Raw genomic sequence first — 17,154 nt, 5'->3', positions numbered from 1 at the left:
TTTTGAGATCATCGATCAAGCATACCGCCCGTGGCAGTGCTTGTACTTCTTGCCGGAGCCGCACGGACAGTCCTCGTTGCGGCCGACCTTGCCCCAGCTGGTCGGGTTCTTCGGATCGCGCATCGACGCATCCGTGGCCTGGGCGCCCAGGGTGACGCTGGCGAGGGCCATCTCGTCCTCGCCGGTGTTCGGATCGAACTTGTGCGCTTCCATCGGCGGCAGCACCGGGGCTTCCTGCTCCGGCGGAACGATCTCGACGCGCATCAGCTGCGCCGTGACGGCCTCGCGCAGGTGAGCGCTCATCTCCTGGAAGAGATTGAAGGCTTCGGTCTTGTACTCCTGCAGGGGATCGCGCTGGCCGTAGCCGCGCAGACCGATGACCTGGCGCAGATGGTCGAGCATGATCAGGTGCTCGCGCCAGAGATGGTCGAGCGTCTGCAAGAGGATGGTCTTCTCGACGTAACGCATCACGTCGGGACCCCATTGCGCGACCTTGGCCGCCATGTGCTCGTCGGCCTTGGTCTCGATGCGCGTCAGCAGCTCCTCGTCGGCGATGCCCTCTTCCTTGGCCCATTCGTCGACCGGCAGGTCGAGATCGAGCACGCGCTTCAATTCGTCCTTGAGCCCGGCGACGTCCCACTGCTCGGCATAGGCATGCTCGGGCACGTGCTTGGCGACGAGGTCGTCGATGAAGGCGTGGCGCATGTCGGCGACGGTCTCGGCGACGCTCTCGTCCTTCATCAGCTCGACGCGCTGGTCGAAGATCACCTTGCGCTGGTCGTTCTGGACGTTGTCGAACTTGAGCAGGTTCTTGCGGATGTCGAAGTTGCGCGCCTCGACCTTCTGCTGCGCCTTCTCCAGCGCCTTGTTGATCCAGGGATGGATGATGGCCTCGCCCTCTTGCAGGCCGAGACGCTGCAGCATGCTGTCGAGACGGTCCGACCCGAAGATGCGCATCAGGTCGTCTTCCAGCGACAGGAAGAACTTCGAGCGGCCGGGATCGCCCTGACGACCGGAACGGCCGCGCAGCTGGTTGTCGATGCGGCGGGATTCGTGGCGCTCGGAGCCGATGATGTAGAGGCCGCCCGGCTTCTTCACGGTCTTGGCAGGCTTCGAACCCTTCGCCGGCTCGACTTCGACGGTCTCTTCGGCCTTAAGCACGATGTCGCGGAAGTGCTCGATATCGGCCTTGATCTGCTCGATCTTCTTGGCCTTCTCGGCCTCGTCGGTGATAGCAGCAGTCTCCTGCTGGATGCGCATCTCCAGGGAGCCGCCGAGCTTGATGTCGGTGCCCCGGCCGGCCATGTTGGTGGCAATCGTGATCGCGCCGGGCACGCCGGCTTCGGCGACGATGTAAGCTTCCTGCTCGTGGAAGCGCGCGTTCAGCACCGCGAACAGCTTCGCCGGCTTGCCGGCGCGGGCGGCGGCATAGAGCTTGTCGAGCGCGCCCTCCTTGCCGAAATCGATCTGCTTGTAGCCGTTCTTCTTGAGGAATTCGGCGAGCACTTCCGACTTCTCGATCGAGGCGGTACCGACCAGCACCGGCTGCAGGCGCGCATTGGCGCGCTCGATCTCGGCGAGGATGGCCTGATATTTTTCCTTCTGGGTCCGATAGACCTCGTCGTCCTCGTCGAGGCGCGCGATCGACAGATTGGTCGGGATCTCCACGACCTCGAGCTTGTAGATGTCGAACAATTCGTCCGCTTCGGTCGCGGCGGTGCCGGTCATGCCCGCCAGCTTCTCGTACATGCGGAAGTAGTTCTGGAAGGTGATCGAGGCCAGCGTCTGGTTCTCGGGCTGGACCTGGACGTGCTCCTTGGCTTCCAGCGCCTGATGCAGGCCTTCCGAATAGCGGCGGCCCGGCATCATGCGGCCGGTGAACTCGTCGATGATGACGACTTCGCCGTCGCGGACGATGTAGTCCTTGTCGCGCGTGAACAGCGTGTGAGCGCGCAGGGCCTGGTTGATGTGGTGCACGACGGAGACGTTCTCGACGTCGTAGAGCGACTCGCCCTTGAGCTGGCCGGCATCGCGCAGCAGCGTCTCGATCTTCTCCATGCCGCCTTCGGTCAGCGTCACCGTGCGCTGCTTCTCGTCGACCTCGTAGTCGGTCTTGTCGAGCTTGGGCAGGAACCCGTCGATGGTGTTGTAGAAGTCGGAGCGGTCGTCGAGCGGGCCGGAGATGATCAGCGGCGTGCGCGCTTCGTCGATCAGGATGGAGTCGACCTCGTCGACGATGGCGAAGAAGTGCGGCCGCTGGACCATGTCCTCGAGCCGGTACTTCATATTGTCGCGGAGATAGTCGAAGCCGTATTCGTTGTTGGTGCCGTACGTGATGTCGCAGGCATAGGCCGCCTTGCGCTCGGCATCGTCGAGGCCGTGCACGATCACGCCGGTGGTCATGCCGAGGAAGCTGTAGATCTGGCCCATCCAGCCGGAGTCGCGGCGGGCGAGGTAGTCGTTGACCGTGACGACGTGGACGCCTTTGCCGGCGAGCGCGTTCAGATACACCGCAAGCGTCGCGACCAGCGTCTTGCCTTCGCCGGTCTTCATCTCGGCGATGTCGCCCTCGTGCAGCACCATGCCGCCGATCAGCTGGACGTCGAAATGGCGCTGGCCGAGCGTGCGCTTGGCGGCCTCGCGCACGGTGGCGAAGGCCGGGACGAGGAGATCGTCCAGCGTCTTGCCGTTCGCGAGCTGCTGCTTGAATTCCGCGGTGCGGGCCTTGAGCGCCTCGTCGGAGAGCTTGGCGAGCTCAGGCTCCAGCGCATTGATCGCGTTGACGCGGGACTGATATCCCTTCACCCGCCGGTCGTTGGCGGAGCCGAAAAACTTGCGGGCGAGCGCGCCGATCATGCCTGGTTCCTGTGTTCGCGATTCAACCGCGTTGGGCCTAAGAAGTTGTCGCCCGCCCGCCTATCAACTCACCGTGACGCTTCGCGGCGTCGGAGCCCGGACTGCGGGGGACATCCGCCATATGGGTGGGAATTGGGCAAGTCTGGGTTCAACGGCCAAAAACGCAGCAAAATAAACGCCATCGCCATGGTCGCGACCGCGCAGAGATATGGCCCGGTCGGGGCCTTGTCAACGGCGGGCGCAGTGCGGCTAATTCATCATTTTGACAGACTTTTCGCGTTGCCAAGCCCCCCTGATTGGGCGAGTGTCCGCCCCGCTCGAGCAGCCCCCTGCTTCAACATAAGGATTTTCCATGACCACCTCGTTCCCGGCAACCCAGCGCTTCCGCTCCGCGTCCGCCCTGGCTGGCAGCCTCGCTCTGGCGCTGTCCCTGGCGTTTGCGGGCCCGCTCCGGGCCGCCGATGATCCGGTGCTGGCGAAGGTCAATGGCGCGGAAATCAAGAAGAGCGACGTCACCATGGCCGAGGAGGAACTCGGTCCGAGCCTTGCCCAGATGGACCCGGCGACCAAGGACGAGAACGTCCTGTCGTTCCTCATCGACATGAAGATCGTCAGCAAGGCTGCCGAAGACAGGAAAATCGCCGATAGCGAGGAGTTCAAGAAGCGCCTGGCTTTCGCCCGCAACCGGCTACTGATGGACAGCCTGCTCGCCAACGAGGGCAAGGCCGCCACCACGCCGGACGCCATGAAGAAGGTCTATGAGGAGGCCGCCAAGCAGATCACCGGCGAGCAGGAGGTGCGCGCCCGCCACATTCTGGTCGAGACCGAGGACGAGGCCAAGGCGGTGAAGGCCGAGCTCGAGAAGGGGGCAGATTTCGCCGAGCTCGCCAAGAAGAAGTCTAAGGACCCCGGCTCCGCCGATGGCGGCGACCTCGGCTTCTTCACCAAGGAGCAGATGGTGCCGGAATTCTCGGCCGTGGCCTTCTCGTTGGAGCCCGGCAAGATCTCCGATCCCGTGAAGTCGCAATTCGGCTGGCACATCATCAAGGTCGAGGAAAAGCGCAACCGCAAGGCGCCCGATTTCGAGCAGGTCAAGGCCCAGATCGAGCAGTACGTGACCCGCAAGGCCCAGGCCGAGTATGTCGCCAAGCTGCGCACCGAAGCCAAGGTCGAGCGGCTGGACCAGCCGGCGGCCGATGCGTCGAAGGACGCCAAGTCCGATGCGAAGCCGTCCGACAGCAAGATGGCGCCGCCGGCGAAGAAGTAAGAATTCGCTGTCACTTCGCGGACGCCAAGAGTATCTAACGTCGCAATGGCCGGGGCTCCCCCGGCCATCTGCATGTCCAGACCCTACAAGGCGCCCGCGATGTCCTCCTCCGTCTCTCCACTCGCCCCCAAATCCGTCCCCGATATGCCCGTGATCGCGGGCATCCGTCTGGCGACGGCCGAAGCCGGCATCCGCTACAAGAACCGCACCGACGTGCTGCTCGCGGTGATGGACAAGGGCACTGCCGTGGCCGGCGTCTTCACCAGGTCGAAGTGTCCCTCGGCCCCGGTGGAATGGTGCCGCGCCAAGCTGAAGGGCGGCAAGGCGCGCGCGCTGGTGGTCAATTCCGGCAATGCCAACGCCTTCACCGGCAAGACCGGCCGCGCCTCCACCGCGCTGACGGCGAAGATCGCGGCCAAGGCGGTCGGCTGCAACGAGAGCGAGGTCTTCCTGGCCTCGACCGGGGTGATCGGCGAGCCGCTGGATGCCACCAAGTTCGACGGCGTGCTCGGCCGCCTCGCCGAGATTGCCGAGCCGGGCGACTATCTCGCCGCGGCCAAGGCGATCATGACCACCGACACCTTCCCGAAGGTGGCGACCGCGACCGTCAAGCTCGGCAAGGCCAAGGTCACCATCAACGGCATGGCCAAGGGCGCCGGCATGATCGCGCCCGACATGGCGACAATGCTGTCCTTCATCTTCACCGACGCGCCGATCGCGCCCGCCGCGCTCCAGGCGCTGCTCAAGAGCGGTGTGGAGGATACATTCAACGCCGTGACGATCGACGGCGACACCTCGACCTCGGATACACTGCTGGCCTTCGCCACCGGCGCCGCCGCCGAGCACGGCGCCCCGAAGATCAGCCGCGCCAGCGACCCGCGCCTGAAGGCCTTCGTCAAGGCGTTCAACCAGGTGCTCGCCAATCTCGCCGAGCAGGTCGCCCGCGACGGCGAAGGCGCGCGCAAGCTGGTCGAGATCACCGTGGAGGGCGCCAAGACCAAGGCCTCGGCTCGCAAGATCGCGATGTCGATCGCGAACTCGCCGCTGGTGAAGACCGCGATCGCCGGCGAGGATGCCAATTGGGGCCGCGTGGTGATGGCCGTCGGCAAGGCCGGCGAGCCGGCTGATCGCGACAAGCTGTCGATCTCGTTCAACGGCATCCGCGTCGCCAAGCGCGGGGCGCGCGATCCCGATTATGACGAAGCGCAGGTGTCGGAAGCGATGAAGGCGCCGGAGATTGCGATTCTGGTCTCGCTCGGCCTCGGCAAAGGCCGCGACCGCGTCATGACCTGCGACCTCACCAAGGAATATGTGGCGATCAACGGGGACTACAGGTCGTAGGCCTTCTCCCCTCTCCCCGTTCTTGCGGGGAGAGGTGAGCGCCATCATCCGGAGATCCGCGCGTCCGCGACCGCCTTCTTGAACAGCGCGTTCATGGCGTCCGCGATGCCTTGCGTCGGGCTGACCTCGAAATACAGGCCCGGCGAAGCGCAGCTCTGCATGTTCTGTGCGATCTGGCTGTTCGGCGACGGGCCATAGGGGCCGGCATTGAACGGATCGATCCACTTCATGTACCAGGGGTTGGTCGGCAGCGCGAGATACGTCGTGTACAACACCGCGACCTTGACGCCGCGATCCTTCATCGTCTTGCAAAGCGCGGGGTTGAGCGGCGACTGGCACCGCGTGCTGCCCGAGAGCGGTTTCAGGCATCCGGTGTTGCTCTCGTCGGCCACGCCGTCGGAGACGAAGAACAGGTATTTGAGCGGACTGGCCGACGTGCCGCTTCCGGGGGAGCTGATCTCGCCGTTGATCGCGGGAAAGACCGCGGTGAATGGGGTATCCTGATCGTTGTTCTCGTTCTGGCCGTTCACCGACATCAGGTCGATCTTGCCGGCCGCCGACTTGGCGCTGGAGAGAGAGGCCGACAACGAAAACAGGCTGCGCAGGCCGAGCGAGCTCGCAGAGCCGCCGAAATCATAGATCGCCATTCTGAACTGGTTCGAATAGGTCTGAGTGGCATTGGCCGTATCCATCAAGGACTCGGTGGCGCTCCGAAGCACGTCGATCCGGGTGGTCACGCCGAGCTTCTTGGCCAAATCGTAATAGTTGTTCTTGTCCTTCAGATCGTGGCAGGCGAAGGCGCACTTATCCGACGTGTTGTCGACCATCTTCTTCACGTCGGCCGGGGTCGCACCGACACCCATTGACGGCGAATTGTCCAGCAGCAGATAGAAATCGATGTAGAGCGGCATGCTGGCCGTCGCCTTCGACGTGCCGCTCAACGTCAGCACGGACTTGCCGATCACGCCGAGGAACATGGTGTTCAAAGTTGCGGTGAACGAAACCGTCGCGGTGACGGTCGAGCCGGACTTGACCACGGTCGGCGTGAGGCCGGTCAGCGTGTAGCCGGACTGACTGGCGCGATTGGCATTGAAGATGTTGGTGGCGTCCGTGACGCCGACCGAAATCGAGCCGTCCGCAGTCATGTTGCCGGCGGCCTTGAAAGCGGGCGAGGCCTTGGCGATCGAGCCGACACTGGCGGCATCCGCCGCGGCCTGAAGCTTGGACCGGATCAGCGTCGCGCGCGAATAGTCGATGGCGCAGCCGACCGCACTGATCAGGGGAACGCAGGCGAGCGCGAAAATCACCGCGATATTGCCGCCCCGGTCGTGGACGAACCGGCGGGGAAGAGTCGAAAGCGCAGCGCGCATGGGTAGGCCTGGAGTGGTTTAAAGAGTTCCCACTCTAGGAACTGCGGATTAAATATGACTTATGGTGCCCTTGGAAACGTGGACCGCAACGAGGTTAACAAACCGTTGCAAACGATCTCAGCGAGCGACAGACGCGCATGGCCGATCTCAAACTGACACTGGTGGTGGCCTGCGCGCTCGTCGACGCCGACAAACGCGTCCTGATCGCGCAGCGCCCGGAAGGAAAGGCCTTGGCCGGCCTGTGGGAATTCCCCGGCGGCAAGCTCGAGCCGGGCGAGCGGCCGGAGCAGAGCCTGATCCGGGAGCTTCATGAGGAGCTCGGCATCGAAGTCGCCGAGCCGTGCCTCGCGCCGCTGACCTTCGCCAGCTACGGTTACGACACCTTCCATCTGCTCATGCCGCTCTATATCTGCCGGCGCTGGGAGGGGATGGTCACCGCACGCGAGGGCCAGAACCTCGCCTGGGTCCGCGCCAACAAGCTGCGCGACTATCCGATGCCGCCCGCGGACATCCCGCTGATTCCGCATCTGATCGATTTGTTGATGTGAGGTCGAAGGGTACCGCTCTCTGGCGTCATGCCCGGGACAAGCCCGGCCATGACGGAAGAGAGAGATCACTCCTTCCCCGCCTTCTTCACCGCCTCCGCCAGGCTCGCTTTCGCCGACCCCGGCTTCAGCGGCTGCTGCTGGCTCGCATGCGGGGCCCAGCCGGAGAGCCAGACGATGTCGAACGTCGCACGGATGCGGCCGTCGGCATCGGCAAAACGCTCGGCGTAGATCTCGGCCATCCGCAGCAGCGTCGCGCGCCGGCTCGGTGTGCGGCGCCGCTCGATCAGCACATTTGCCGCTCCCATGCGGCGCAGATCCTGCATCAAGGCGAACGCATTGGCGTAGCGCACCACGACACGGTCGACGTCGGTCACCGGCAACGCAAAGCCCGCCCGCTGCAATAGCGCACCGATGTCCCGAAGGTCAGCGAACGGCGCCACGCGCGGTGACACACCGCCCTCGCATTCGGCTTCCGCCGCGGCAAACGCCTGGCGCAGCTCGGTGAGGCTGTCGCCGCCGATCATGGCAGCAAGCAGCAGCCCGTCCGGCTTGAGCGCCCGGCGGATTTGCGCGAGCACGCCGGGCAGGTCGTTGACGTATTGCAGCGCCAGCGCCGAGACGACGAGGTCGAGGCTCTCCGGCGCGAGCGGCAACTTCTCGGCACCCGCCTCATCGAGCGCGATCCGTTCGATGGACGGTAGCCGAGCGCGTAGCGCCGCGAGCCCCCCGCCGGGCGTCCAGAGATCGGCCGGTGCTTGAAATTCTCGCATCACTGTGGCCAGCCGATCGGACATGTCCTCGGCGACCCGCTCGAGCAGGAATGTGACCGCGCCTTGGGCCTGGGCGCGCTGCTGCCGCCTCTGCAGCAAGGCACGATCAAACAAGGCGGGCGGGATTTGAGCGGTCCGGACCATGCCGCTGGTTACGCCGATCTCCACAGTTCTGGCAATCCGCTGCGTGCAGCGTTACCCTTCCCACATGGAAGCCGACGCTCCCCCCATCCGTTCCATCGCCGCACCGCTGCGGAGCGCGTGGACGGCCGGCCGCCAGGTGCTGGCGCGGGCGGCGCGGCTGGCGCTCGACATCGCGCTGCCGACACAGTGCGTATCCTGCCACGAGCCGGTCGATGGCGAGGGCGTTTGCGCTTCCTGCTGGGCGCGGCTGTCGTTCATCGAACGGCCCTATTGCCCGCGGCTCGGCATTCCCTTCGTTTATGACCCCGGTCCCGAGATGCTGTCGATGGAGGCGATCGCAAGCCCGCCGGCCTATCAGCGCGCCCGCGCGGCGGTACGCTACGACGACGTTGCGCGTACGCTGGTGCATGCGCTGAAGTATCAGGACCGTACCGATCTGGCGCCGGCCATGGGCCGCTGGATGGCGCGCGCGGGCGGTGAGTTGCTGACCGGCGCCGACATGCTGGTGCCCGTGCCCCTGCATTGGCGGCGGGCCTGGCGGCGCCGTTACAACCAGTCCGGCGCGCTCGCGCGTGTCATCGAGCGGCAGAGCGGGATCAAGGTGCGGGGCGACGTGCTGCGGCGGGTGCGCGCCACCGAGCAGCAGATCGGCCTGTCGCGGGCCCAGCGCGCCACCAATGTGCAGGGCGCATTTCAGGTATCTCCCGACCGTCAGGCCGAGGTCCAGGGCCGCCGCGTTGTCCTGATCGACGATGTCCTGACGTCTGGCGCGACGCTCGACACCTGCGCGCGGGCCCTGCTGCGCGCCAAAGCGGCCCAGGTCGACGTGCTGGTCTTTGCCCGGGTTGTCGAGAGCGGGCCCCGTCCCATATAATTCAATGAATTCATGACATGAGAGCGCCAGACGAATGACTGCTGCTGTCGAGATCTACACCCGGCCGGGCTGCGGCTATTGTTCCGCCGCCAAGTCACTGCTGACCCGCAAGAAGGCGACCTTCACCGAATTCGATGTCGCCAAGAACCCGTCCTGGCGCCAGGAAATGTACGGCCGCGCCGGCCAGGGTTCGACCTTTCCGCAGATCTGGATCGGCGGCACCCATGTCGGCGGCTGTGACGACCTCTATGCACTCGATCGCGAAGGCAAGCTCGATGGCATGCTCGAAAGCGTGAAGGCGGTATCATGAGCGAGAACCGCACGTTCACGGCCGCCATGGTGCAGATGCGCACCGGCCTGATGCCCGGGCCGAGCCTCGAGCAGGCCACGAAGCTGATCCGGCAGGCTGCGGCCGATGGCGCCGATTACGTGCAGACGCCCGAAGTCAGCAACATGATGCAGCTGAACCGCAAGGCGCTGTTCGAGCATCTCCAGAGCGAAGAGGATGACGCCTCGCTGAAGGCGTACCGGGCGCTCGCGGCGGAGCTGAAGATTCACCTCCATGTCGGCTCGCTGGCGCTGCGCTTCTCGCCGGAGAAGGCGGTCAACCGTTCCTTCCTGATCGGGCCCGAGGGCAACGTGCTCGCGAGCTACGACAAGATTCACATGTTCGACATCGAGCTGCCGGACGGCGAGAGCTATCGCGAATCCGCCAATTACCAGCCGGGCGAGACCGCCGTGATCTCGGATCTGCCCTGGGGCCGCATCGGCTTGACGATCTGCTACGATGTGCGCTTCCCCGCGCTGTACCGCGCGCTCGCAGAAAGCGGCGCCTATTTCATCACCGTGCCGTCCGCCTTCACCCGCAAGACCGGTGAAGCGCATTGGCACGTGCTGCTGCGAGCCCGTGCGATCGAGACCGGCTGCTTCGTTTTCGCCGCGGCGCAGGCCGGCACCCACGAGAACAAGCGCGAGACCTACGGGCATTCGCTGATCGTCGATCCCTGGGGCGAGATCCTCGCCGAAGGCGATGTCGAGCCGGGCATCATCATGGCCAAGATCGACCCGGCCGAGGTCGAGACCGCGCGCCGGGCGATTCCCTCGCTCCAGCACGGCCGCCGCTTCGGCGTCTCCGATCCCAAGGCCGGGCCGGACCATTTGCACCTCGTGCGGGGCTCGGCATGATCCGCTACGCGCTCCACTGCGACCGCAATCACGCCTTCGAAAGTTGGTTCCAGAGCTCGTCGGCCTATGATTCGCAGGTGAAGCGCAAGCTCGTGACCTGCCCGATCTGCGGCTCGGCCAAGGTCGACAAGGCGATCATGGCGCCGCGCATCGTCGGCAAGAAGGGGCGCGGCCGCGCCACGCCGCCGCCGGAGCCCGTGGCCGCGACCACGCCCGAGGCTGCGCCGTCAGGGCCGACCTCGCTGCTGATGGCGCAGGAGCGCGAGCTGCGCGCCAAGCTGAAAGAGCTGCGCGACCACATCGTTAAGAATGCCGACAATGTCGGCGAGCGCTTCGCCAACGAAGCCCGCGCCATGCATTACGGCGACAAGGAGCATCGTCCGATCTATGGCGAAGCCTCGCCCGAAGAGGCGAAGTCGCTGATTGACGAAGGCATCGAGGTCTCACCGCTGCCGACCCTGCCGGAAGACCGGAATTAAGCTCCCACCAGCACAGCGACTCCGACGACGATCAGCGCAATGCCCGCAAGCTCGCGCGGCGCGATCGGCTGCTTGAACGAGTAATACGCCACGGCTTGCGCGAACAGCACCTCGATCAGCGCGAGCGTGCGGACGTTGGCGGCCGCCGTCAGCGCAAAGGCGAGGAACCAGAATTGCGAGGCGAAGGCGCCGATGAAGCCCGCGAGCATCGACGGTCGCCATAACCTGAGGATTCCTCGCAGCACGTCCGGCGTGCGCCAGAGCAGGTAGATCGTCAGGATCAGCGTCTGCACGAACAGGCCGAGCACCAGCGTGATTGACGCCGCGGTCACGAAGGACACGCCGGGCACATTGATGATGGCGCCGCGAAAGCCGACCGCTGACAGCGCGAAGGCCGCCGCGGCAGCGAGGCCGGTGATGGTGGGCTTCAGCTCGGCAAAGCTCTTGTCGCCGCCGGGGCGGAGCGCGGTGATGACGACGCCGATGGTGGCGATCATGATCGCGAGCACCTTCAGCCAGGTCAGGTGATCGCCGAGGAAGACGAAGCCGAAGATCGCGGTCTGGATCGCCTCGGTCTTCAGGTAGGCCGTCGTCACGACAAAGGAGCGGTCGTTCATCGCGAGCAGCATCAGCCCGGTGGCGACGATCTGGCTGAGCGCGCCCAACAGCAGCCATGGCCAGAACACCGCCGGCGGCGCGCTGAGATGATCGCCGGTCGCGAGCAGCACCAGCCCCAGGAACAGCAGCGAGAACGGAAAGCCGAACAGGAAGCGGATATTGGTCGCGCCCCAGGTCCCCAGCGGCTTCGTCAACGACCGCTGCATCGCATTGCGCGCGACCTGCCCGAGCGCGGCAATGATGGTGAAGGGAATCCAGAGGCTGGCGATGGTGAACATGGGGGTGGCGGGCGCGAGGATGCGGGCCAACGTGCCGCTAGCGGTGAAGCAGGTCAATCACACCGATGTCATGGGTGCGATGCTCTCGCACAAACTCGGAGCCTGCGAACGCGGGGACGGCGCTTGTAATGTGGCGTCTGCCCTAAACCTGCGGCTTGGCCGTCGCGCCACGGCCATTCCGCCGGCGATAGATCCACATCCCCACGCCCAGCACGACCGCAACCCCGACGACGGTCAGCATCCAGATGTGCTTGCCGACATGCGCATGATGATGCAGCCCGGCATATTCATGCAAGGCCGACACGGCCAAGACGCCCGGCAGCACATGAGCCGGCGCCCAGGCCAGGATCGCCGGGATGTTCACGGCATAGAATGTCGCGGGCGCCATGCCCAGCGCGCCGGCCGTCACAGGCACGAAGGCGCGGATCGGCGGCACGAAGCGGGCGAAGAACACGGCCCAGGTGCCGAAGCGGTGGAAGAAATTCTCGCTCTCGGCGACGACGCGCGGATAATTGGTCAGCGGCCAGGTGTTGAGGATCTCGCGCTGCCGCCTGTGCCCGATCCAATAGGCCGACCCGTCGCCGAGTACGGCACCAGTTGCGGCCGCCAAGAGCACCCATGGCAGCTGCAATTCGCCGCCGGGGACTAGGGCGCTCAGCGCCAGGATGATGGTCGAGCCGGGGATCACCGATCCCACCACCGGAACTGCCTCGAGCAGCGCCGCCAGGAACAGGGTCAGATAGGCCAGCCACGCATGGGCGGAAACGAAGGCGATGAGGGGATCGAGAAAGGACGTCACGTCGTCTCTTGAAGGGCTGGAGCATGGGGCTTCGGACCCTACATAAGTAACTGCATACGGCCAAAGTACCATTCGCACGGATTGGGCGCGACCCGCCCGAATTTCGGCGTGATTCGCAAGGCAGCCCTCCAAAAACTGCGCTCCTTGCCTATCTAGATGAAAAGACAACGGAACTTTGATTGGTGGGCGGGCTTCTGCCGGCTCGTTGTCTCTGATAGGTTGATTTTCAGCACCCAGCCGCAGCCAACGTGCGAATAACCGGTTTCGGGACCGCCCGGGACCTCGGAGGATTGATGACGACCGCCGCCCTGTCCAAAGTTGAGGAAGTTTCCGGCCTGCCCGACATGAAGGTGTCGGTGCGCCAGGTGTTCGGGATCGACAGTGATCTCGAAGTCCCGGCCTATTCCGAAGTCGATCCTCATGTGCCCGAAGTGGATTCCGATTACCGCTTCGACCGCGCCACCACGCTGGCCATTCTCGCGGGCTTTGCCAGGAACCGCCGCGTGATGGTGACCGGCTATCACGGCACCGGCAAATCCACCCATATCGAGCAGGTCGCCGCCCGTCTGAACTGGCCCTGCGTGCGCGTCAACCTCGACAGCCACATCAGCCGTATCGACCTCGTCGGCAAGGATTCGATCGTGGTCCGCGACGGCAAGCAGGTCACCGAATTCCGCGACGGCATCCTGCCCTGGGCGCTGCAGAACAACGTCGCGCTGGTGTTCGACGAATACGACGCCGGCCGCCCGGACGTGATGTTCGTGATCCAGCGCGTGCTGGAGGTTTCGGGCCGCCTGACGCTCTTGGACCAGAACAAGGTGATCAAGCCGCATCCGGCGTTCCGGCTGTTCGCCACCGCCAACACCGTCGGCCTCGGCGACACCTCGGGCCTCTATCACGGCACCCAGCAGATCAACCAGGGCCAGATGGACCGCTGGTCGATCGTCACCACGCTGAACTATCTCAGCCACGACGAGGAAGTCGAGATCGTGCTGGCCAAGGCCAAGCACTATCGCACGCAGGAGGGCCGCGACATCGTCAACAAGATGGTGCGCCTCGCCGACCTCACCCGTAATGCCTTCGCCAACGGCGATCTGTCGACGGTGATGAGCCCGCGCACGGTGATCACCTGGGCGGAAAACTCCGACATCTTCGGCGATATCGGCTTCGCCTTCCGCGTCACCTTCCTCAACAAATGCGACGAGCTCGAACGGCCCCTGGTCGCCGAGTTCTACCAGCGCTGCTTCAATGCTGAGCTGCCGGAATCGGCAATCAACGTCGCGCTGAGCTGATCTCTCACGGTGTGTCGTCCCGGCGAAGGCCGGGACCCATACCGCGTGATGTCTCGATTGAAGCGACGCTGATAGTTTCCTGACACAAGAGCGGCCGGTGGTTATGGTCCCGGCCTTCGCCGGGACGACAGATAGGGTCAGATGACCACCTCCAACTCCAAATTCCGCAGCAACAAGGAAGCGCCGACCGAGCCGTTCAAGCGCTCGGTCGCCTCCTGTCTGAAGGCGATCGCAAAGGCGCCCGAGCTCGACGTCTCCTTCGCAGCCGAGCGCCCGGGCCTTGCGCCCGGCAAGGCGCGGCTGCCCGAGCCCGCGCGCAAGATGACGAAGCGTGACGCCGCGATCGTGCGCGGCCATGCCGATTCCATCGCGCTCAAGCTCGCCTGTCACGATCCCAAGGTTCACCGCAAGCTGATGCCCGGCAATCCACAGGCGCGCGGCGTGTTCGAGGCGGTGGAGCAGGCCCGCGTCGAGGCGATCGGCGCGCGCCGCATGGCGGGCGTTGCCAAGAACCTCACCGCGATGCTCGACGACCATTTCCACCGCGGCAAGTTCGACGAGATCACCGACCGCGCCGATGCGCCGCTGGCGGACGCGCTGGCGATGCTGGTGCGCGAGCGCCTCACCGGCATGGCGCCGCCGACGGCGGCCAAGAAGGTGGTCGACCTCTGGCGGCCGATCCTCGAAGACAAGATCGGCAAGCGGCTCGACCGGCTCGACGGCGTGCTCGAGGATCAGACCAAGTTCGGCGATGCCGTGCATGACCTGCTGTCGGCCCTCGAGCTCGGCGACGAGCGCAACGCCGATAGCGAGGACAATGACGAGAACGAGGAGAGCCAGGACGGCGACAACGACCAGTCCGGCGCCGAAGGCTCGCCCGATTCCGACGCCGCGCAGGAGATGAGCGCCGACCAGGCGCAGGCAACCAGCGAGGAGATGAGCGAGAGCGCGATGGAAAGCGCGCAGGCCTCCACCTCCGACACCTTCGACGACGGCGAGCTCGGTGATGACGAGACGCCGGGCGAGGCGACGCGCCCGAACCAGCACGGCAGGAACGAGCCGCGTGGGCCGGAATATCATGCGTTCGCGCCCAAGTTCGACGAGGTCATCGCCGCCGAGGATCTCTGCGACCATGACGAGCTGGAGCGGCTGCGCGCCTATCTCGACAAGCAGCTCGCACATCTGCAGGGCATCGTCGCCCGTCTCGCCAACCGGCTGCAGCGCCGCCTGATGGCGCAGCAGAATCGCGCCTGGGAGTTCGACCTCGAAGAGGGCATCCTCGACCCTGCGCGCCTGTCGCGCGTCGTCACCGATCCCTATCACCCGCTATCCTTCATGCACGAGAAGGAGGCGACGTTCCGCGACACCGTGGTGACGCTGCTGCTCGACAATTCCGGCTCGATGCGCGGCCGCCCGATCACGGTCGCCGCGACCTGTGCCGACATCCTCGCGCGCACGCTGGAGCGTTGCGGCGTCAAGGTCGAGATTCTCGGCTTCACCACGCGGGCCTGGAAGGGCGGGCAATCGCGCGAGGCGTGGCTTGCCGCCGGCAAGCCGGCCAATCCCGGCCGCCTCAACGATCTCCGCCACATCATCTACAAGTCCGCGGACGCGCCGTGGCGTCGTGCGCGGAAAAACTTGGGCCTGATGATGCGCGAGGGCCTCTTGAAGGAGAACATCGACGGCGAGGCGCTGGACTGGGCGCACAAGCGCCTGCTCGGCCGGCCCGAGCAGCGCAAGATCCTGATGATGATCTCGGACGGCGCGCCGGTCGACGATTCCACGCTGTCGGTCAATCCGGGCAATTACCTCGAGCGGCATCTGCGCCACATCATCGAGGAGATCGAGACCCGCTCGCCGGTCGAGCTGATCGCGATCGGCATCGGCCACGACGTGACGCGCTATTATCGCCGCGCGGTGACGATCGTGGACGCGGAAGAACTCGGCGGCGCGATCACCGAAAAGCTTGCCGAGCTCTTCAGCGAGACCAACACGGCGCCAACGCAAGCGGCCGGTCGCCCGCGACGCAAATTGCATTCGTGAGCACGCATCCATCCCGCCGCAGCTTCGTCAGCCTCGCGGCGGCGGGATTTTCCACTCTCGCGTTGCCGCGCTTGGCGCAGGCGCAGCTGCAGCCCAAGACCGAGCCGCCGCCGCGCGCGCTCCAGCTCGAGCATGCCGTCACCGCGCCGGTCAGCGTCGAGGTGAACGCGCGCAGCATTGCCAATTTCGAGCCGCGCGACCGCTCGCGCACGCGCTTCGGCTCGCTGGATTTTCGCAGCGGCCTGGTGCTGACCTCGCCCTATCGCGGCTTCGGCGGCCTGTCGGGCCTCCGCTTCCTCGACGCCAAGGGCGAGCGTTTTCTCGCCATCTCCGATCAGGGCGGCTGGTTCACCGGCACGATCCGCTATTCCAGCCGCGAGATGGTCGGGCTCACCAATGTCGAGGCCGCGCCGGTGCTGGGCGCCGACGGGCGGCCGATCACCGAGAAGCGGCTCTGGTACGATACCGAGTCGCTCGCGCGCGACGGCAACCTCGTCTATGTCGGGCTCGAACGCGTCAACCAGATCCTGCGCTATGATTTCGCCAAGGGTGCCACGGGCGCCCGCGGCGAAGTGATCGCCGTCCCGCCGGCCTTGCGCAAGCTGCCCTACAACAAGGGGCTGGAGGCGATGGTCGTCGTGCCCAAAGCGCAGGGACCGGGCAAGAGCCAGGCCCAGCCGCTCGCGGGCACGCTGATCGCCTTTTCCGAGCGCGGGCTCGATGCCGACGGCAACCTCCTCGCTTTCCTGATCGGCGGCACCACGCCCGGCCAGTTCAGCGTGCGCCGCTCGGAGAATTTCGACATCAGCGACGCGGTGCTGCTGCCCTCGGGCGATCTCCTCATCCTCGAACGCAAATTCTCCTGGTTCACCGGCGTCAACATCCGCATCCGCGCGATCCCGCTGAAGGGAATCGCGCCGGGCGCCGTCGTCGACGGCCTGACGCTGTTCGCCGCCGATCTCGGCCACGAGATCGACAACATGGAAGGCATCGACGCCCACGTCACCGCCGACGGCGAGACCGTGCTGACCCTGATCTCCGACGACAATTTCTCGATGCTGCAGCGAACCCTGCTGCTGCAATTCACGCTGGCGGAGTAGCCGGCACTGCCCTGCGGCAAACTCCGCTGTCGTCCCGGGCTCGCGCGAGGCGCGCCCCGAGACGACGACGGAGTCTGTGGCGCAGCTGACCATCAAGCCATTGCCGGAATGCACGAACAGGCGACCCGCCATTCCCGCGCCCCGCTAGCAATCCGCCGCGCGCCCACTACACTGATCCCATCTCCCTCCA

The 17,154-nt window shown here is 65.5% G+C and carries 15 protein-coding genes; 10 read left to right on the top strand and 5 right to left on the bottom strand.

Translation table 11 applies throughout. From position 1 onward, the window contains the following. Positions 1–15: 15 nt before the first annotated feature. The gene (secA, locus tag ABIA40_RS28570) at positions 16–2,856 is read right to left on the bottom strand and encodes a preprotein translocase subunit SecA (protein ID WP_157285758.1); all 2,841 of its coding nucleotides are present in this window, start codon (positions 2,854–2,856) and stop codon (positions 16–18) included. 352 nt (positions 2,857–3,208) lie between these two features. Here secA and ABIA40_RS28565 point away from each other — a divergent pair, with 352 nt between their 5' ends. Beyond that, positions 3,209–4,123 carry a peptidylprolyl isomerase gene (locus ABIA40_RS28565; protein WP_036042584.1) on the top strand — a complete coding sequence of 305 codons (915 nt, stop codon included), beginning with the start codon at positions 3,209–3,211 and terminating at the stop codon, positions 4,121–4,123. Between the two features lie 99 nt (positions 4,124–4,222). Next, positions 4,223–5,464, top strand: a complete 1,242-nt coding sequence (argJ, locus tag ABIA40_RS28560) for a bifunctional glutamate N-acetyltransferase/amino-acid acetyltransferase ArgJ (RefSeq protein ID WP_404546376.1) — start codon at positions 4,223–4,225, stop codon at positions 5,462–5,464. Between the two features lie 44 nt (positions 5,465–5,508). Here the strand turns inward: argJ and ABIA40_RS28555 are convergent, their stop codons facing one another. Next, entirely contained in the window at positions 5,509–6,834 is a 1,326-nt protein-coding gene (locus ABIA40_RS28555; RefSeq protein ID WP_404544533.1) for a TadE/TadG family type IV pilus assembly protein, read from the bottom strand. Between the two features lie 137 nt (positions 6,835–6,971). Between ABIA40_RS28555 and ABIA40_RS28550 the strand changes: the two genes are divergently transcribed. Beyond that, entirely contained in the window at positions 6,972–7,382 is a 411-nt protein-coding gene (locus ABIA40_RS28550) for a (deoxy)nucleoside triphosphate pyrophosphohydrolase (RefSeq protein ID WP_404544531.1), read from the top strand. 65 nt (positions 7,383–7,447) lie between these two features. On the opposite strand, the gene ABIA40_RS28545 is transcribed toward ABIA40_RS28550, so the two are convergent. Next, on the bottom strand, positions 7,448–8,296 hold the full coding sequence (locus tag ABIA40_RS28545; RefSeq protein WP_157285763.1) for a methyltransferase domain-containing protein: 849 nt from the start codon (positions 8,294–8,296) through the stop codon (positions 7,448–7,450). Positions 8,297–8,360: 64 nt separating this feature from the next. Here ABIA40_RS28545 and ABIA40_RS28540 point away from each other — a divergent pair, with 64 nt between their 5' ends. From ABIA40_RS28540 to ABIA40_RS28525, 4 genes are read left to right on the top strand one after another with little or no spacing between them, the layout of a single operon-like run. Next, entirely contained in the window at positions 8,361–9,170 is an 810-nt protein-coding gene (locus ABIA40_RS28540; RefSeq protein ID WP_157285833.1) for a ComF family protein, read from the top strand. 34 nt (positions 9,171–9,204) lie between these two features. Next, entirely contained in the window at positions 9,205–9,480 is a 276-nt protein-coding gene (gene grxC, locus ABIA40_RS28535) for a glutaredoxin 3 (RefSeq protein WP_036026245.1), read from the top strand. Further along, positions 9,477–10,355 (top strand): carbon-nitrogen hydrolase family protein, encoded by an 879-nt coding sequence (locus ABIA40_RS28530; protein ID WP_404544528.1) that lies wholly within the window; start codon positions 9,477–9,479, stop codon positions 10,353–10,355. The genes grxC and ABIA40_RS28530 overlap by 4 nt, the downstream gene beginning before the upstream one ends. Then, complete coding sequence (locus ABIA40_RS28525) at positions 10,352–10,834, top strand: DUF1178 family protein (RefSeq protein WP_036014648.1); 483 nt, start codon at positions 10,352–10,354, stop codon at positions 10,832–10,834. The genes ABIA40_RS28530 and ABIA40_RS28525 overlap by 4 nt, the downstream gene beginning before the upstream one ends. Here the strand turns inward: ABIA40_RS28525 and ABIA40_RS28520 are convergent. After that, the gene (locus ABIA40_RS28520; protein ID WP_404546374.1) at positions 10,831–11,730 is read right to left on the bottom strand and encodes an EamA family transporter; all 900 of its coding nucleotides are present in this window, start codon (positions 11,728–11,730) and stop codon (positions 10,831–10,833) included. The genes ABIA40_RS28525 and ABIA40_RS28520 overlap by 4 nt on opposite strands. Positions 11,731–11,872: 142 nt before the next feature. Next, a complete protein-coding gene (locus tag ABIA40_RS28515) occupies positions 11,873–12,529 on the bottom strand; it encodes a DedA family protein (protein ID WP_271539714.1) in 657 nt (218 codons plus the stop codon). A gap of 293 nt (positions 12,530–12,822) precedes the next feature. Here ABIA40_RS28515 and cobS point away from each other — a divergent pair, with 293 nt between their 5' ends. The 3 genes from cobS (at position 12,823) to ABIA40_RS28500 (ending at position 16,964) form a co-directional block, all read left to right on the top strand. Next, entirely contained in the window at positions 12,823–13,821 is a 999-nt protein-coding gene (gene cobS, locus ABIA40_RS28510; RefSeq protein ID WP_036014642.1) for a cobaltochelatase subunit CobS, read from the top strand. A gap of 141 nt (positions 13,822–13,962) precedes the next feature. Next, on the top strand, positions 13,963–15,864 hold the full coding sequence (gene cobT, locus ABIA40_RS28505) for a cobaltochelatase subunit CobT (protein WP_271539713.1): 1,902 nt from the start codon (positions 13,963–13,965) through the stop codon (positions 15,862–15,864). After that, positions 15,861–16,964, top strand: coding sequence for an esterase-like activity of phytase family protein (locus tag ABIA40_RS28500; protein ID WP_404544525.1), 1,104 nt, complete (start codon positions 15,861–15,863; stop codon positions 16,962–16,964). Before cobT ends, ABIA40_RS28500 begins: the two co-directional genes overlap by 4 nt. Positions 16,965–17,154: the final 190 nt, after the last annotated feature.

The sequence above is a fragment of the Bradyrhizobium sp. USDA 223 genome, from assembly GCF_044909005.1.
GTDB classification, from domain to species: Bacteria; Pseudomonadota; Alphaproteobacteria; order Rhizobiales; family Xanthobacteraceae; genus Bradyrhizobium; species Bradyrhizobium yuanmingense.
Note: the sequence above shows the minus strand (reverse complement) of the source record. Positions and strands in the feature narration are given on the sequence as shown.

What these genes read in the sequence shown, in the direction of transcription:
- ABIA40_RS28530 (WP_404544528.1), top strand. Translation starts at nt 9,477, where the DNA reads ATGAGCGAGAACCGCACGTTCACGGCCGCCATGGTGCAGATGCGCACC.
- ABIA40_RS28525 (WP_036014648.1), top strand. Translation starts at nt 10,352, where the DNA reads ATGATCCGCTACGCGCTCCACTGCGACCGCAATCACGCCTTCGAAAGT.
- cobT (WP_271539713.1), top strand. Translation starts at nt 13,963, where the DNA reads ATGACCACCTCCAACTCCAAATTCCGCAGCAACAAGGAAGCGCCGACC.
- ABIA40_RS28550 (WP_404544531.1), top strand. Translation starts at nt 6,972, where the DNA reads ATGGCCGATCTCAAACTGACACTGGTGGTGGCCTGCGCGCTCGTCGAC.
- ABIA40_RS28555 (WP_404544533.1), bottom strand. Translation starts at nt 6,834, where the DNA reads ATGCGCGCTGCGCTTTCGACTCTTCCCCGCCGGTTCGTCCACGACCGG.
- ABIA40_RS28520 (WP_404546374.1), bottom strand. Translation starts at nt 11,730, where the DNA reads ATGTTCACCATCGCCAGCCTCTGGATTCCCTTCACCATCATTGCCGCG.
- argJ (WP_404546376.1), top strand. Translation starts at nt 4,223, where the DNA reads ATGTCCTCCTCCGTCTCTCCACTCGCCCCCAAATCCGTCCCCGATATG.
- ABIA40_RS28540 (WP_157285833.1), top strand. Translation starts at nt 8,361, where the DNA reads ATGGAAGCCGACGCTCCCCCCATCCGTTCCATCGCCGCACCGCTGCGG.
- grxC (WP_036026245.1), top strand. Translation starts at nt 9,205, where the DNA reads ATGACTGCTGCTGTCGAGATCTACACCCGGCCGGGCTGCGGCTATTGT.
- ABIA40_RS28565 (WP_036042584.1), top strand. Translation starts at nt 3,209, where the DNA reads ATGACCACCTCGTTCCCGGCAACCCAGCGCTTCCGCTCCGCGTCCGCC.
- ABIA40_RS28545 (WP_157285763.1), bottom strand. Translation starts at nt 8,296, where the DNA reads ATGGTCCGGACCGCTCAAATCCCGCCCGCCTTGTTTGATCGTGCCTTG.
- secA (WP_157285758.1), bottom strand. Translation starts at nt 2,856, where the DNA reads ATGATCGGCGCGCTCGCCCGCAAGTTTTTCGGCTCCGCCAACGACCGG.
- cobS (WP_036014642.1), top strand. Translation starts at nt 12,823, where the DNA reads ATGACGACCGCCGCCCTGTCCAAAGTTGAGGAAGTTTCCGGCCTGCCC.